Origin of the sequence: Streptomyces sp. Y2F8-2 (assembly GCF_014905555.1) — a bacterium.
GTDB classification, from domain to species: domain Bacteria; phylum Actinomycetota; class Actinomycetes; order Streptomycetales; family Streptomycetaceae; genus Streptomyces; species Streptomyces cynarae.
In genome coordinates this window covers 194,444-210,570 of the sequence record NZ_BNGS01000003.1, presented here as the reverse complement: position 1 = coordinate 210,570, position 16,127 = coordinate 194,444, and the positions used below count along the sequence as shown (strand labels likewise).

Here is a 16,127-nt window from a genome sequence, read left to right as displayed (position 1 = left end):
ACGCTCACTCGGGCGGGTGAACATCCCCGGCTCGGCTGGATTTCGCGGCCCTCAACTCCCCTACTCTCAGCGCAAACAACCGCACACATGCATCGGCCCCCGGCCGGGAGTAGCGATCCCGATCGAGGGCCTGGCCACCGAGGAAGGTAAGGACTTCCCGATGGGTACCCCCGACCCTAGCGTGCCCCCGCACGCCCAGTCAGCCGTTGCCGCGAACGAACCCCACTCCCGGGCGAATCCACGCACGCCTGCCCGCCGCAGCACCTACGGCGTCATCCACGACAACACCCGCCACACCACCCGCTTCACAGTGATCGGCAACCACCTCGCCCAGCACCCCGAACTGTCGCTCGTCGCCATCGCGCTGGCCGTGCACATCCAGTCCCTGCCGAGCAACGCCCCCGTGGACATCAAGACGCTCGCCGAGCGCTTCCCGGAGGGCCGCAACCGCATCGCCGCCGGGCTGCGCGAACTGGAGGCCCACGGCTACCTGCGCCGCGTACGCGAACGCACCCCCGCCGGCCGGATCGTCACCCGCACGATCAGCTGCAACCAGCCGAAGGCACCGCGCCACCACAAGCCTGCCCAGGCACTCGTTACGGTCGTCCCCACGGACGTGGTGGACCCGCTGAACCGCAACACTCCCGGTAAATGTGTCGCACCCGTGGACTCGGCCCCTGCGGAACAGACCTCCAGCGGGAGGCCGCGAGGACCCCGCAAGAAGCACCCCCTCCCGCCCGTCCCCCAGCCGGCGTACCCCTCCCCCGCTCTCCTCCGGACGGCCACCGACCTCCTCGCCAACCTGCACCACCAGGACCCCCGCCTGCTGCTCAGCGCCTGCGACACGGCCCACCTGGCCCCAGGAGTCGCCGCCTGGCTGCAACGGGACGTGTCCCCGACCGCCGTACGCCACGCCCTGACCACCGACCTCCCACCCGAGGCCCTGCGCCGCCCGGCCGCCCTCCTGGCCCACCGCCTCACCGCCCAAATGCCGCCCCCGCCCCCGTTCCCCGCACCGGCAGGGCTCTTGACCGCCCGGCACCCCCTCCAGAACTGCGACGGCTGCGACCGCGCCTTCCACGCGCCCGAGCCAGGAGCACGCTGCCGCGACTGCCGCACAGCAACAGCCGACTCGGCCGGCACTCCAACCTGATACCGATCCCTCGTGCATCCCCTGAACTGGAGAAATGAGCGTCAATGTTCGCACCGCAGTACCGCAGGCGTCCCGGCCGACCAACCTGGCCAGTGCACTCCCGGGAGGACTCCATGAGCACGCAGGCCGATCACGGACACGAGCTGGTCCCGCGCCCCGAGCAGACCCCGGACGCCCTGCGGGCCGCCCTCTCCGTCGTCGATCCCGGGCGCCTGCCGGAGATGCAGCGCACGAAGGACGAGGCGTTCGCCAAGGCCGTTGAGTGGCAGTCCCTCAGCCCGGTGCGGAGCTGGGTTCTGGCCTGGGCCAGGGACATCGAGATCGCCCGCCGCCCCGACCTCTCCGCCCGGCACGCCCGCGCCAAGAGCAACCTGGAGCATGAGGACGCGGCCGTCGCCCGAGAGGCCCTTCGGGAGCTGAGCGCCGTCCTGGACGAGGCCATGAGGGCAGTACGCGATTGAGCTGCGGTCTACGTCGTCCAGCTCACTTACCTCGGCTGGTGAGCGGCCGGGCTTCCCTGGGGGACCGTCGCCTGGCCAGGTCAGCCCCCCGCCAACCTCTCCCCCAGCCAGTCGAACACCACCTCGCAGTGCTGCTGCGGAGCCATCGGTGAGCAGTGCAGTTGGGCGCCCGTCGCCGCCGTGAGCCTCACGTAGTCCTTGGGGGCCCTCAGCCTGTCGTACATCTGGGGTGCCTGGCCCGGGTAGAACTGCTCGTCCTGGTAGTCGAGGACCAGGGTGGGGGCCTTGATGCGGCCCACGACGTCCATGATCGTCAGCGACCGGACGAGGTCGGCCGGGGTGTGGAAGTCCGTGAACATCCTGCCCTTGCGGGCCGCCTGCATGGCCTCGGCGGAGAACGGTTCGAAGCGTTTCTTCAGCATGGCCGCGTCGGCGGGGGACAGCCCCAGCACGACCTCCTTGTTCCAGACGGCGTTGGTCTCCGCCTTGTTCGAGGTGAGGACCTTCCGGAGCTCCGGGGGAAAGCCGAGCCACGGCTCCAGACAGCCGGGCATCGCCACCAGGGCCGCGATCCGCTGCTCGAAGGCCGCCGCGCGGGGAGCCAGGCAGCCCCCCATGCTCAGCCCCGTGAGGGCGATCCTGCGGGTGTCCACGTCGGAGCGGGCGATCAGCCAGTCGACGAGCGGCCTGACCACGTTCTCCCAGCGCGGGGTGAACACCACCCCGTCGATGAAGATCAGCCGGCCCTGGCCCGGTCCCTCGTACACGAGGGCGTTCCACCCCCGGTCCAGGGCGGCGGACACGCCGTACGTCCACATGTCGACGTTCTGTCCGTCGCTGCCGTTGGTCAGGATCACGGTGGGACGAGCACGTCCCGATGCGTCCGGCCGGAACAGCCACACGGGCAGCGGGGTCCTCCCGTACGGGACCTTCGCCGTCACCGGCGCCGGGTCGCACAGCCCGCAGAAGGTGTCCCAGGCGCCGCGCCCGGCCCTGTACAGCGCCTCCTCGCTGTCGGGGTCGTTGGAGCCGAGGACGAAGAACAGCGCCTGGGCGTAGTACTGCGAGGCCCGCAGGGCACGGAAGCGCCGGGTCTCCCGGTCGGGTCTGCTGCCCTCCGGCGCCTTCATCAGTTGGTCGCCGAGGTTCCTGAAGGTCTGGACGTACGTCTGTGCGGAGAGTCCGGCCTTGTTGATCGCGTTCACGGCGGTGAGCACCTCGCCCGCCTCGCTGCTGCGCTGACCGGCCGCGCCGAGCGCCAGGAGCCCGCTGAAATTGAACTCCGGATCGGCGAAGAGCGTCATCGCACCGGGGGCCGGGGCGCCGGCCGTCGCGGAGGCCGACGCTCCGGCCACCGGCCTGTGTCCCGACGAGGTGTCCGCGGCCGTGCATCCGGCGGCCAGCAGGGCCCCGGCCGCACCGGCGAGCCCGGACAAGGCGCTGCGCCGGCTGGGTCCATGCACGGGGGCGGCCGTTGCGTTCTCCATGCCGCCAGAACGTAGGACCGCACCCGTCGCGCCTCTCCGTACGACACCTGCCGTTCCCCCGAACAGCCTCGGGGATCAGCTCGGCCAGGGCACCATCGACGCGAAGAGGAGCACGGAGAGCACGACGGTGCCGGGCGCGAGGGCGGCGAGGACCCAGCGCGGGACGACGTTCCGTTCGTTCCACGGCAGGCACCAGCTGATCAGCAGAATGACGAACGCGGCGGTGAGGCCCCCGTGCAGGACCGTGTGGGCGGTGTTGAAGCCCCTGGTGAACCGCTCGGCCTCGGCTCCGTCGCAGTTGTCGCAGGCCATGGGTGCGAGTCCGCCGAAGACGAAGGCGAAGAAGCTCCCGGGAAGGGTGAGCACGGTCCCGATCAGCGGTCCGGCCCACGCACGCCGCGCGGGCCCGCCCTGTGTGGTGTCCAGCATGGGACCATCCCATCGCGGGCGGGCGGCACGCACATGAGCGCTCGTACTCAGCGGAGCGGGGGCTCTGGTACGCAGGGCGGCGGTGCCGCCTGTCGTGACAACGCGAAGAGGCCCGCACGACCGAAGTCGTGCGGGCCTCTTCAGGTCAGCTGACCCAGGGGGTCAGACCCTCAAGCAAGCGGAACTTACTTGACGATCTTGGTGACCTGGCCGGCGCCCACGGTCCGACCACCCTCACGGATGGCGAACTTGAGGCCCTCCTCCATGGCGACGGGCTGGATGAGCTCCACCTTCATCTCGGTGTTGTCACCCGGCATGACCATCTCGGTGCCCTCGGGGAGGGTCACCACGCCGGTCACGTCCGTCGTACGGAAGTAGAACTGCGGGCGGTAGTTGTTGAAGAACGGCGTGTGGCGGCCACCCTCGTCCTTGGACAGGATGTAGGCCTGCGCCTCGAACTCGGTGTGCGGGGTGACCGAGCCCGGCTTGATGATGACCTGGCCGCGCTCGACGTCCTCGCGCTTGATGCCGCGGAGCAGCAGACCGACGTTCTCACCGGCCTGGCCCTCGTCGAGCAGCTTGCGGAACATCTCGATGCCGGTGACCGTGGTGGAGGTCTTCTCCGGCTTGATGCCGATGATGTCGACGGTCTCGTTGACCTTGAGGACACCACGCTCGATACGGCCGGTGACGACCGTACCGCGACCGGTGATGGTGAAGACGTCCTCGATCGGCATCAGGAACGGCTTGTCGACGTCACGCTCGGGCTCCGGGATGGAGGTGTCGACGGCGTTCATGAGGTCCAGGACCGACTGGGTCCACTTCGGGTCGCCCTCGAGCGCCTTCAGAGCGGAGACCTGGACGACCGGAACGTCGTCGCCCGGGAACTCGTACTCGGTGAGGAGCTCACGGACCTCGAGCTCGACGAGCTCCAGGATCTCCTCGTCGTCCACCATGTCGGCCTTGTTCAGGGCGACAACGATGTACGGCACGCCGACCTGGCGGGCCAGGAGCACGTGCTCCTTGGTCTGCGGCATCGGGCCGTCGGTGGCGGCGACCACCAGGATGGCGCCGTCCATCTGCGCCGCACCGGTGATCATGTTCTTGATGTAGTCCGCGTGACCCGGGCAGTCGACGTGGGCGTAGTGACGCGACTCGGTCTGGTACTCGACGTGCGCGATGGAGATGGTGATACCGCGCTGGCGCTCCTCAGGAGCCTTGTCGATGTTGTCGAACGGGGTGGCCTCGTTCAGGTCCGGGTACGCGTCGTGCAGCACCTTGGTAATGGCGGCCGTGAGGGTCGTCTTACCGTGGTCGATGTGACCGATGGTGCCGATGTTGACGTGCGGCTTAGTCCGCTCGAACTTCGCCTTCGCCACTGGGGTCCTCCTGTGGAGTGGTTCTGTACGCCTTACTCATCGGCGCCAGGTGATCTTTGCTGGGGTGCCGGCCGCCGGGGTCGCTCCCACCCGGGTGAAACGGGGGTTTGAAACCCCGGCGGTCGGTGTCAAGCCTAAAGCGTGTGAACGGGGTGCGTTACTCGCCCTTGGCCTTCGCGATGATCTCCTCGGCGACGTTCCGCGGAACCTCGGCGTAGGAGTCGAACTGCATCGAGTAGCTCGCGCGACCCGACGTCTTGCTGCGGAGGTCGCCGACGTAGCCGAACATCTCCGACAGCGGAACCAGGCCCTTCACGACACGGGCGCCGGCACGCTCCTCCATGGCCTGGATCTGGCCACGGCGGGAGTTGATGTCACCGATGACCTCACCCATGTAGTCCTCGGGCGTGGTGACCTCGACGGCCATCATCGGCTCGAGCAGCACGGGCTTGGCCTTGCGCGCGGCCTCCTTGAAGGCCTGCGAACCGGCGATCTTGAAGGCGAGCTCGGAGGAGTCGACCTCGTGGTAGGCACCGTCGAGCAGGGTGACGCGGACGCCGGTCATCTCGTAGCCCGCGAGGATGCCGAACTGCATGGCCTCCTGGCAGCCGGCGTCGACCGAAGGGATGTACTCCTTCGGGATACGACCACCGGTCACCTGGTTCACGAACTCGTACGACATGTCGCCGCTCTCGATCGGCTCGATCGAGATGATGACGCGACCGAACTGGCCGGTACCACCCGTCTGCTTCTTGTGGGTGTACTCGACCTTATCGACCTTCTGGCGAATGGTCTCGCGGTACGCGACCTGCGGCTTGCCGACGTTGGCCTCGACCTTGAACTCGCGGCGCATACGGTCGACCAGCACCTCGAGGTGAAGCTCGCCCATACCGCCGATGACGGTCTGGCCGGTCTCCTCGTTGGTGTGCACCTGGAAGGAGGGGTCCTCCTCCGCGAGACGCTGGATGGCGACACCCAGCTTCTCCTGGTCACCCTTGGACTTGGGCTCGATCGCGACCTCGATGACCGGCGCCGGGAAGTCCATGGACTCCAGGATGACCGGGTTCTTCTCGTCGCAGAGCGTCTCACCGGTGGTGGTCTGCTTCAGGCCCATGACGGCGACGATGTCGCCGGCGCCCACCGACTCGATCTCCTCACGCTTGTTGGCGTGCATGCGGTAGATCTTGCCGATGCGCTCCTTGCGGCCCTTGACGGAGTTCAGCACGGCGGTGCCGGACTCCAGGCGGCCGGAGTACACGCGGACGAAGGTGAGCTTGCCCAGGTGCGGGTCGCTCATGATCTTGAACGCCAGCGCGGACAGCGGCTCGTCGTCGGACGGCTTGCGCTTGATGACCGTCTCCGAGTCCTTGACGTCGTGGCCCTCGATGGCCTCGATGTCGACCGGGGACGGCAGGTAGCGCACGACCGCGTCGAGCAGGGGCTGGACGCCCTTGTTCTTGAACGCGGTGCCGCAGAACACCGGGGTGACGGTGGTGCCGGTGCCCTTGCCGGACGCGATGGTGATACGACGGATCGCCGCGTACAGCTGCTCCTCGGTGGGCTCCTCGCCCTCGAGGTACAGCTCCATCAGCTCCTCGTCGTTCTCCGCGACGGCCTCGAGCAGCTTGCCGCGCCACTCCTCGGCGGCCTCGGTGTGCGTGGCCGGGATGTCGACGACGTCGTACATCTCGCCCTTGGTCGCCTCCGCGGACCAGACCAGGGCCTTCATGCGGACCAGGTCCACAACGCCCTTGAAGTCGGCCTCGGCACCGATCGGCAGCTGCATGACCAGCGGCTGCGCGCCCAGGCGGTCGGAGATCATGTCGACGCAGCGGTGGAACTCGGCACCGGTGCGGTCGAGCTTGTTGACGAAGCAGATGCGGGGAACGCCGTAGCGGTCCGCCTGACGCCACACCGTCTCGGACTGCGGCTCAACGCCGGCGACGCCGTCGAACACCGTCACGGCACCGTCGAGCACGCGCAGGGAGCGCTCCACCTCGACCGTGAAGTCGACGTGGCCCGGGGTGTCGATGATGTTGATGGTGTGGTCGACGTTCTCCAGCGGCCAGTGACAGGTGGTGGCAGCAGAGGTGATCGTGATGCCACGCTCCTGCTCCTGCTCCATCCAGTCCATGGTGGCAGCGCCGTCGTGGACCTCACCGATCTTGTACGAAACGCCGGTGTAGAACAGGATCCGCTCGGTGGTGGTCGTCTTGCCCGCGTCGATGTGGGCCATGATGCCGATATTGCGCACCCTGGCCAGGTCAAGCGAAGTGGTAGCCATAAGGCTTCAGTCTTCTCTCGGTTCTCGATGGGGTAGCGACTACCAGCGGTAGTGCGCGAAGGCCTTGTTGGACTCGGCCATCTTGTGCGTGTCCTCGCGCTTCTTCACAGCGGCGCCGAGGCCGTTGGACGCGTCGAGGAGCTCGTTCAGCAGACGCTCGGTCATGGTCTTCTCGCGACGGGCGCGGGAGTAACCGACCAGCCAGCGCAGCGCCAGGGTGTTGGCACGGCCGGGCTTGACCTCGACCGGGACCTGGTAGGTGGCGCCACCGACACGGCGGGACTTGACCTCGAGGGTCGGCTTGATGTTCTCGAGAGCGCGCTTGAGCGTGATGACCGGGTCGTTGCCGGTCTTCTCGCGCAGGCCCTCCATGGCGCCGTAGACGATGCGCTCGGCGGTGGAGCGCTTGCCGTTCAGCAGCACCTTGTTGATCAGGGAGGTCACCAGAGGAGAGCCGTAGACCGGGTCGATGATGACCGGACGCTTCGGGGCGGGGCCCTTACGAGGCATTCTTACTTCTCCTTCTTGGCGCCGTAACGGCTGCGGGCCTGCTTGCGGTTCTTGACACCCTGGGTGTCGAGGGAGCCACGGATGATCTTGTAGCGAACACCCGGCAGGTCCTTCACACGGCCGCCGCGCACGAGCACGATGGAGTGCTCCTGCAGGTTGTGTCCCTCACCCGGAATGTAAGCGGTGACCTCGATGCCGCTGGTCAGACGCACACGCGCGACCTTGCGGAGGGCCGAGTTCGGCTTCTTCGGGGTGGTCGTGAACACACGCGTGCAGACGCCGCGACGCTGAGGAGAACCCTCGAGTGCGGGCGTCTTGTTCTTCTCGACCTTGTCCTGCCGGCCCTTGCGGACCAGCTGCTGGATCGTAGGCACTACTTCTCCGGTTTCTGTGTGCCGATGGGTACAGCTAACCTGGAACGTCGCCGACCCACGCGGTCGGGTGTGTCGAATCCCGCAGATTCCCGCCGCGAGGCGAAAAGGGCGCAGATTACGGTGGCCGCTCGCGGCTCCCGGTGCGGTGTGAAGGCACGCACGAGAGCCAGGGCACACCCCAGGCACAAGGTCTGAGCGTACCTATCGCATTCGCTGCGGTCAAAACAAATGGGCCCCACCGGCAGCGCCGTGCGGAGCATGTCAAGACCCCGACCCCTACGTGATCTTCGAATCGGCGGCCGCTGCCCGCTTTGAACACCATTGTGCCCTGCCCGCGGCTGCGAACACCCCCTGCCCCCTGCTGCTGGGACTGCCACGGCGGATACGGCGGCTGCACCACGGGCACCTCCCCGGAACTCCGGAGCCCCTCCATCATCCTCCCGATGCGCTGCACCCGTCGCCGCGACCGCCCGCGCCTGTCGCCGGTTTACCGATCCGGTGTTCATGGCCGGGACATGTTCAGTACGTTGAGCGGTCGCGGTACGGATCAGCCGGGACGGGGGAGTTCATGACCACGGCAGGCTTACCGGGAGAGACCGGACTCGACGACCGGGTGCCCTTCCTGGCGCGCCTGGAGAAGCAGGACCGCGAGAGGCTCCTCGGTCTGGGCCGCGAGCTTGGCTTCCGGCCACGGGACGTCCTGCTGCACCAGCACGAGCCGTCGTCGTACGTCCTCTTCGTCACGCACGGTTGGACGAAGGTCACCGCGGCCGCCGCCAACGGGTACGTGGCGCTGCTCGCACTGCGTGGGCCCGGTGACGTCGTCGGCGAGTCCGCCGCGCTGACGGGGCGGCCGCGCTCCGCGACCGTGACCGCGCTGGAGCCGGTACGCGCGGTGGCGGTCGACCGGAACCGCTTCACCGAGTTCCTGGCCCGGTCCCCCGCCGTTTCGTACGCGCTGCTCGGGCTCACCTCCGACCGGATGCGCGCGGCCGACCAGCGGCGCCTGGAGTTCGCTTCGATGAGCGTGCGGGAACGGCTCGCCGCCCTCCTGCTCGAACTCGCCCACACCAACGCCCGCTACACGGAGACGGGCGTCGAACTCCTGGTCCCCCTGAGCAAGCAGGAGCTCGCCGGGTCCGTCGGAGCCTCGCGGGAGATGGTCCAGCGGCTGCTGAAGGAGCTGCGGGAGAAGGGTGTGGTGCTGACGGGCCGGCGGACCCTGCGGATCGTCCGGATGGACGTGCTGCGGCGCATCGCACGAACGGAGTTCTGAACCGCGTCGGCGGATTCCGGGGAGGCGCGCGGCTCGCCGGTACGCCCCCGCGGCGCGGGGTGTCCGACGGCACGGCACCACATCGGCGCCGAGGGCCCCACTGTGCACACGGTCACAGTTCGAGTGCGTCATCCGCCCTCTTTCCGGAGCCACCCGGCGCGCCACTCTTCTCACCCAGGCGTCAGCTCCCACCGAAAGGCGACCATGACGGACCCCGTGAGCCGGACGATCCTCCTGCTCGACATCGAGAAGTACAGCGACCGGGACGACGTCGAGCAGGCGTACCTGCGGCGGATGCTCTACGACATCACCGACCGTGTCCTGGAGAGCGCCGGCATCGACGAGACGCTGCGGCTGCGGGCCGACCGGGGCGACTCGGTGATGGAGCTGATCGACGCCAACGCCTCGGTCACCGCGCTGCTGAGGGCGCTCCTCACCGAGGTCCCCGCCCAGCTCCGGGCGGTCAACCGCATGGCGTCCAGCTCCGCGCAGATCCGGCTGCGGGGCGTGGTCGCCTCCGGATACGTCGCCGTGGACGGACACGACGGGTGGGTCGGCTCCGACCTCAACCACGCCTGCCGCCTCCTCGACGCCGAGCTGCTGCGCGCGGCCCTGCGGGAACGTGCCGGCGACTTCGCGCTGTGCGTCTCCGAGGCGGTGCACGCCGGCATCGTGCGGCACAGTCACCCCGGCATCCCGGCGGAGGACTTCCACCAGGTGACGGTGGACAGCAAGAACGGACCGCTGCGCGCCTGGCTGCACGGGCCGCTGCCCGGCGGGACCGGGTCCGCCGGACACGAAAGCCACGGTGACACGGGGGCGGGGGGAGCTCCGGTGCCGGGTGCCTCGGGGGAGCGTCCGGCACCGGAGCGGCGATCCGCCGCGCCCCCGGAGGGCGACGCCCGGCAGCAGACACCCGCGCCCGCGCCTCCCGCAGGAGGCGTCGTCTTCAACTTCACCGGGGGCGCCCCCAGTTTCGGCGGCAGCCTCGTCGGCGGGAACCAGCACGGCGTGTCCGGCGGGCAGGTCACCGGAGACATCCACCTCGGCGGATCGAGCCGTCCGGCCGGCAACCACCCCGGCACCCGGACGGGAGGTGAGCCGGCATGACGGCGGCCCTCCAGGAGCCCGACTCGGACGCCGTACCGCAGCAGGACCCGCACCCCACCGCACCCGAGACCGATGACGGGCCCGAGGAAAGGACGCAGGAGGCGCGGGCCGCGCAGCGGGAGCTGTTCGCGCACGCGCCGGGATTCATCCTCGGTTCGGCCGCGTCCTTCGGCGGCAGCCTCGTCGGCGGCGCCCAGCACGGGGTGTCCGGCGGGCACGTGGCCGGAGACGTCTTCCTGGGCGGGAAGACGGAGATCCACCACCACGCGCCGGCGGCGGACGCCGCCGTCTCCGGGGAGATCCCCCGCGAACGGCTCGACGCGCTGGCCGCGGTGTTCGTCGAGAGCCCCGCCTTCCCGGCCGCCCTGGAACGGCTCCGCCGGGAACGCGTCCTGGTGCTGTCGGGCGCCCACGCCAGCGGGCGCCACGCGGCCGCGTGCATGCTGCTGCACCGGCTGGGCGTGCCGGCCGTGCGCGCCCTGTCCGCGGAGACGACCCCGGCGACCCTGGCCGGTCGGCTCACGCACCCGGGCGGACACGTCCTGCGCGATCTGCCCCTGACCCGCAACCGGCCGCTGCGGGACACCCATCTGTACGCGGCCCGCGACCAGCTCAGGCAGACCGACGGCTATCTGGTGGTCACCGTCGAGAACTCGCCCTTCCTGCTGGGTCCCACCCCGATGCGGTGGGAACCCCCTGAGGCGGCGGACGTGCTGCGGGCCCACGTGGCCCGCCTGCGCGGGGCGGACGTCGAGGACCTGCTGTCCCTCGGCCCCGTGCGGGACTTCCTCTCCCGCCACTCCCGAGGGCGGCACCACCCTGGCGAGGCCGCCGAGTTCGCCAGGGCACTCGCCTCGTACGACGGCAGCGACGAGGCGGCCGCCCGGCTGGCGGACTTCGGTCAGGCGGCGGTGGAGAAGCAGTGCCGGGACCGGCTGAGCGACGCCGGGACCGATCTGCGGGACAAGGCGTTCCTGATCGCGCTCGCCGTCTTCGACCGGGCCCCCTACGTCCTGGCCGCCGAACTCGCCGACCGCCTCTTCGTGCACTTCCAGCGGCTGCAGCACCCCGAAGAGCCGCCGGAGATCCCGGTGTTCGGCCTGGCCGCCGAGACCCGGCTGGAGCGGGCGGGCGCCGAGGGCGAGATGCGGAACGAGACGACCGAGTGGGGGGAGGTCCCGCAGTTCACGGCGTACTTCCCGAGAGAGGACACCCCGCGCGCGCTGCTGGCCGAGGTGTGGACCGGGCACCCCTCGGCCCGGCCCGCGCTGGTCGCCTGGCTCAAGGAACTGGCCCGCGACGCGCGCCCCGTCGTCCGGACCCGGGCCGCCGCGGCCGCCGCACTGCTCGCGTGCGCCGATCTGCCCTCGGCGATCGCACTGCTCATCGACGGCTGGGCCGTCTCGCGTTTCTTCGGGGCCCGGGTGACCGCGGCGAACGCGCTCACCCTCGCGCAACTGCTGGACGCGCCCGTCGTGCTGCGGCTGCTCACCCAGTGGTGCACGGACGCGCACTGGGCCCGCCGGTGGACCGCGATCCGCGCCTTCGGGCTGCTCGCACCGCTTCGCCCGGACCTGGCGGCCCCGGCACTCGGCGCGCTCGCCGCCCGGGCCCGCGCCGACGACAGCAGCCCCACCGAGAGCAGCAACCTGATCGAGTCCACGGCCCTGCTGCTCTCCGTGGGCGAACGCCGCGGAGAGATGCTCTCCGAGCTCGTGGGACTGCTCCACCACGACACCACGGCGGTGCGGGCCCTCGGGCTGAACGCGTTCGTGCGGGCCTGCGACAACGCCGAGGAGAACGCGCTCGTGGAGTGGTACGCCCACACCGGCATGTACCAGGCGGACTCGGCCCGCGACCTCGCCACCCTGTGGCGCACCGCCCTCGGGGACCGCGCCCACACCCGGCAGGCCCTGAAGGCGCTGCGCACCTGGGTGTACGCGGCCCAGTACCGCGCCGACGCGGCACGCGCCCTGGAGCTGCTGCTGCCCGCGCTGGTCGTCACCGCGGCCGACCGCGACCGGCTCAGCCACGAACTGCGCACGCTGCGCGGCGAGGACGGCGGCCCACGCCCGCCCGTGGCGGACCGGCTGCTCGCGGTGCTGCACCCGGCCGCCGCCACCCCCTGACGCACGAGGACCCACAGCAATCACGAGGAGTTGCCCCATGGCGGACTTCCGCCGTCAGCCGGAGTGGCAGCAGGAAGCCGACCGGCACAGCACGTTGAAGGACCCGGTGCTCACCGTCCGGCCGATCTCCCGCTTCGACTACACCGGCCGGCGCCCGGTCATGGCGATCGACCACGCGCTGGTCTTCGCCACCAAGGACGGCGCGTACGACACCTACGTCCCGCCGCACCGGCCGAGCCGCACGGACGCGGCGACCCGTCGCTACGCCTCGGTGTACGAGGTGGACATGGGCAGCCACCCGGTGCAGCTCGAGCTCGAACTGCCCAGCGACGACGACGCGTTCTCCTTCGGTGTGACCGCCGACCTGACCTGGCGGGTCGGGGATCCGGAGGCGTTCGTGCGCAGCGGCGAGCGCGACGTCCCCGAACGGCTGAAGCGTGAACTGCAGCAGCTTGCCCGGCCCGTCAGCCGCCGCTACTCCATCGAGGACAGCGCGACCGCCGAGGCGGCCGTCCAGAAGACGGTCGAGGCAAGCGGTTTCGCGGCGGGCACCGGGCTCGCGGTCAGCTGCGTGGTGCGGCTGCGCCCGGACGAGGAGGCGATCGCGCACCGGCGACGGCAGCGGACCCTGCGCTACGAGTCCGAGATGCTCGACCCCGAGCACGAGTTCGAGCTGCGCAAGGCCCGGCAGCAGTACGAGCTGGAGCGCCTGCGTCAGCAGCAGCAACAGGAACTCGTGGCCGCGAAGATCAACTTCTACCGGTACCACCTGCAGCACGGCGGCGTCGGCGCCTGGGCGCTCCACCTGGCCGAGCACCCCGAGGACACCCAACTGGTCATCAACAGCATCCAGCAGGACCAACTGTCCTTCATCCAGACCCAGTTGCAGCTCATCGGCGGCGACGAGCTGGAGGACTACCAGAAGGCCGAGGCCCTCAAGCAGGTCCGCCACGCGGTCGATGACCTGGCCCGCCGCCGGGGGACCGTGCCCCACGGGCAGTCGGCGCTGCCGGCGGGGGCGACACCGGTGCCGGGCGGGTACGACGGGCAGGGCGCCCAGGGCCCGTACGACGCGCCGGTGCCGGAAGCGAGCGGGCAGCGGCAGCCGTACGGCGATCAGCCACCGGTACCGGCCGCGACCGCGGCACCGCACTCTCAGGGCGGCCCCGCGCCCGCCGTACCCCCGCCGCCGTACGCCGCCGTCGGCCCGTCCCCGGTCACACCCCCGCCGCCCCACGCCACCGCGGCACCCGTCACGCCCCCGGGGTACGCGCCGCCCGACCGGCCGGACACGCCCCCGTCGCCGGCCGAGCCGCCCGGGCCCGCCGTGCCTCCGCGGCACACCGGGGATGCGGGGTCCGCATGACGACTCCGGACGCGACTGCCCACCGGACATCGGCTCAGGCTCCGCCGCGTCCCGGCACCCAGGTCGCCGAACGGCTGCTCTCCGAGATGCGCGGGGAGATCGCGCGGGCCGACAGCAAGGCGGCCGTCCTGGTGGCGGCGCTGGGCATGACCGCGGGCGTGTTCAGCGGACTCGTGGCCGGGCGGAACTGGACCCCGCGGTCCCTTTCGGCAGCGGGAACCACCCTGTGGTGGGCCGGAACGTTCGCCCTGGCGCTCTCCTTGCTCGCACTGCTGCTCGCAGTACTGCCCCGCTACAGCCGCGGCGGTTGGGCCCCCGGTCAGCCCCTGTGCTATTTCGGCGACGTCCGGCAGGCGGCGCGCGAGGGCCTGCTGTCCGCCGCGCTCGCCGACACCGAAGGCGACCCCGTCGCCGGACTCACGACGGCTCTCACCGAGACGAGCCGTATCGCCGCCCGCAAGCACCAGTGGATCCGCGCGGGCCTGATCGCCTTCTGCGCAGGCACGGTGCTGCTGCCCGCCGCACTCCTCATCGGCTGACGTCCCCACCCCGAAGGAACTCCCGCCATGCCCCAGCCACCGGACCGGCCGTCCCCGTCGGCCCCCCGCTCCGAACGCGCGGACATCACCCCACCGCCCCCGCACCCGAAGGCACCCCCGCCGTACCCGGAAGCCCCACCCGCCTACCCGGGCGACCCTGTCCAGGACGCGAGCGGCCCGGGCGGGCCACCGCAGTACCCGGGCACCGCACCGCCCCAGTACCCGGGCGCCATCCCTCCCCAGTACCCGGCAGCGGCCGAGGCACCTCCCTCCCCCGAAACGGCCGAGGCACCTCCCTCCCCCGAAGCGGCCGAGGCCCCGCCCTACCCCGAAGCGGCCGAGGCACCTCCCTACCCCGAAGCGGCCGCGCCTCCCCCGTATCCCGTGGCCCCACGCCACACGGAGACGGCCGCGGCCCTCCACCGCCCCGAAGCCCCTCCGTACCCGACGGAGACGGCCGCGGCCCTCCACCGCCCCGAAGCCCCTCCGTACCCGGGCAGTGCTCCGCCCGCGTACCCGGAGGTACCCCCGGACCCGCCACGGCCCGCCGCCCCGCTCACTCCCCCGACTCCCGAAGCCTCTCCCACTGCCCCCGCTCCCACCAGCCCCTCCGCTCCCGACGACCTCGACTACCGCCACCAGGGCGCACGCATACACATCTCCGCCCACCAGCGAGGCGCGGACGCCACGGCCTGGGGCCGGCTGATCATGTACATCCCCGGCTTCGTGGCGAGCTTCGCCGTGGTCGCCAGCATCTCCGTGGCCCTCGCCGGAAACATCGTCGGCTGGCTCGTCGTGGCCGCCTGGCTGTTCTCGGGCGGACTCGCCTTCCACCGGCCCACCGAGCGGCTCTTCGCCCGCCGCGTCCTGAAGCTCCGGCGCCCCGAGCCGGACGAACGAGCCCGTCTGGAGCCGGTCTGGCACGAGGTCACCGCCCGCGCCGGCATCGAAGCCCACACGTACGAACTGATGGTGGAGAACAGCGACGACCTGAACGCGGCGGCGGTCGCGGGCCACATCGTCGGCGTCACGACGTACGCGCTGGGCGAGGTCCCCAGCAGCCACCTGGCCGCCGTACTCGCGCACGAACTCGGCCACCACACCGGCGGTCACTCCTGGGCCGGCCTGCTCGGCTACTGGTATTCGCTGCCCGGCCGGATCGCCTGGAACGTGGCGAGCTTCCTCGCCATCATCGCCGTCTACGTCGCCAGCCGGATCAACATGCTCGTGGCCACCGCCCTGTTCCTCGTCCTGGCGGGCTTTGCGCTCATGCTCTCGCTCGCCTACTGGCCCATCGCCCTCTCCCTGCTCGTCGCCCCCTACTTCCTCGCCTACACCGCGCGCAAGAGCGAACTGCGCGCCGACGAACAGGCGGTCGCGCTCGGTTTCGCACAGGAGATGACAGAGGTACTGCAGCACCTGCAGACCCAGGAGGCGGCGCAGCGCGACCGTGCCGCCTCGGCCGGAGAACAGCCGGCCGCCCCCGGGGCGCTGACCCGCCTGCTCTCCAGCCATCCCGGCCACCAGGAGAGGCTGCGCGCCCTGGAACCGCACCTCGCGATCAACCGCTGAGCGGCTCCGGCAACGCCGAAGGGCGGCCACCCCACTCGGGGTGACCGCCCTTCGGTTC

The 16,127-nt window shown here is 70.8% G+C and carries 14 protein-coding genes; 8 read left to right on the top strand and 6 right to left on the bottom strand.

Annotated elements, in window-relative coordinates:
• Positions 1-160: 160 nt before the first annotated feature.
• Positions 161-1,153 carry a helix-turn-helix domain-containing protein gene (locus SY2F82_RS10925; RefSeq protein ID WP_200418820.1) on the top strand — a complete coding sequence of 331 codons (993 nt, stop codon included), beginning with the start codon at positions 161-163 and terminating at the stop codon, positions 1,151-1,153.
• 113 nt (positions 1,154-1,266) lie between these two features.
• The gene (locus SY2F82_RS10920) at positions 1,267-1,614 is read left to right on the top strand and encodes a hypothetical protein (protein ID WP_200418819.1); all 348 of its coding nucleotides are present in this window, start codon (positions 1,267-1,269) and stop codon (positions 1,612-1,614) included.
• An 80-nt stretch (positions 1,615-1,694) separates the two neighbouring features.
• On the opposite strand, the gene SY2F82_RS10915 is transcribed toward SY2F82_RS10920, so the two are convergent.
• The 6 genes from SY2F82_RS10915 to rpsL all read right to left on the bottom strand — a co-directional run bounded on the left by SY2F82_RS10915 (position 1,695) and on the right by rpsL (position 8,077).
• Entirely contained in the window at positions 1,695-3,101 is a 1,407-nt protein-coding gene (locus SY2F82_RS10915; protein ID WP_200418818.1) for a S9 family peptidase, read from the bottom strand.
• A 75-nt stretch (positions 3,102-3,176) separates the two neighbouring features.
• Positions 3,177-3,530, bottom strand: a complete 354-nt coding sequence (locus tag SY2F82_RS10910; RefSeq protein ID WP_200418817.1) for a hypothetical protein — start codon at positions 3,528-3,530, stop codon at positions 3,177-3,179.
• A 185-nt stretch (positions 3,531-3,715) separates the two neighbouring features.
• Entirely contained in the window at positions 3,716-4,909 is a 1,194-nt protein-coding gene (gene tuf, locus SY2F82_RS10905; protein WP_103841183.1) for an elongation factor Tu, read from the bottom strand.
• A 157-nt stretch (positions 4,910-5,066) separates the two neighbouring features.
• A complete protein-coding gene (fusA, locus tag SY2F82_RS10900) occupies positions 5,067-7,193 on the bottom strand; it encodes an elongation factor G (RefSeq protein ID WP_200418816.1) in 2,127 nt (708 codons plus the stop codon).
• A 39-nt stretch (positions 7,194-7,232) separates the two neighbouring features.
• A complete protein-coding gene (rpsG, locus tag SY2F82_RS10895) occupies positions 7,233-7,703 on the bottom strand; it encodes a 30S ribosomal protein S7 (RefSeq protein WP_003998848.1) in 471 nt (156 codons plus the stop codon).
• Between the two features lie 2 nt (positions 7,704-7,705).
• On the bottom strand, positions 7,706-8,077 hold the full coding sequence (gene rpsL / locus SY2F82_RS10890) for a 30S ribosomal protein S12 (protein ID WP_003948652.1): 372 nt from the start codon (positions 8,075-8,077) through the stop codon (positions 7,706-7,708).
• A gap of 568 nt (positions 8,078-8,645) precedes the next feature.
• On the opposite strand from rpsL, the gene SY2F82_RS10885 reads away from it, so the two are divergent.
• From SY2F82_RS10885 to SY2F82_RS39490, 6 genes are all read left to right on the top strand, one after another.
• Positions 8,646-9,353 carry a Crp/Fnr family transcriptional regulator gene (locus SY2F82_RS10885; protein WP_200418815.1) on the top strand — a complete coding sequence of 236 codons (708 nt, stop codon included), beginning with the start codon at positions 8,646-8,648 and terminating at the stop codon, positions 9,351-9,353.
• Between the two features lie 204 nt (positions 9,354-9,557).
• The gene (locus SY2F82_RS10880; RefSeq protein WP_200418814.1) at positions 9,558-10,463 is read left to right on the top strand and encodes a hypothetical protein; all 906 of its coding nucleotides are present in this window, start codon (positions 9,558-9,560) and stop codon (positions 10,461-10,463) included.
• Positions 10,460-12,592 carry a hypothetical protein gene (locus SY2F82_RS10875; RefSeq protein ID WP_200418813.1) on the top strand — a complete coding sequence of 711 codons (2,133 nt, stop codon included), beginning with the start codon at positions 10,460-10,462 and terminating at the stop codon, positions 12,590-12,592. Before SY2F82_RS10880 ends, SY2F82_RS10875 begins: the two co-directional genes overlap by 4 nt.
• Positions 12,593-12,629: 37 nt before the next feature.
• On the top strand, positions 12,630-13,958 hold the full coding sequence (locus SY2F82_RS10870) for a PE-PGRS family protein (RefSeq protein ID WP_200418812.1): 1,329 nt from the start codon (positions 12,630-12,632) through the stop codon (positions 13,956-13,958).
• Entirely contained in the window at positions 13,955-14,497 is a 543-nt protein-coding gene (locus SY2F82_RS10865) for a Pycsar system effector family protein (RefSeq protein ID WP_200418811.1), read from the top strand. Before SY2F82_RS10870 ends, SY2F82_RS10865 begins: the two co-directional genes overlap by 4 nt.
• Before the next feature lie 27 nt (positions 14,498-14,524).
• Positions 14,525-16,069, top strand: coding sequence for a M48 family metalloprotease (locus SY2F82_RS39490; protein ID WP_200418810.1), 1,545 nt, complete (start codon positions 14,525-14,527; stop codon positions 16,067-16,069).
• Positions 16,070-16,127 lie beyond the last annotated feature (58 nt).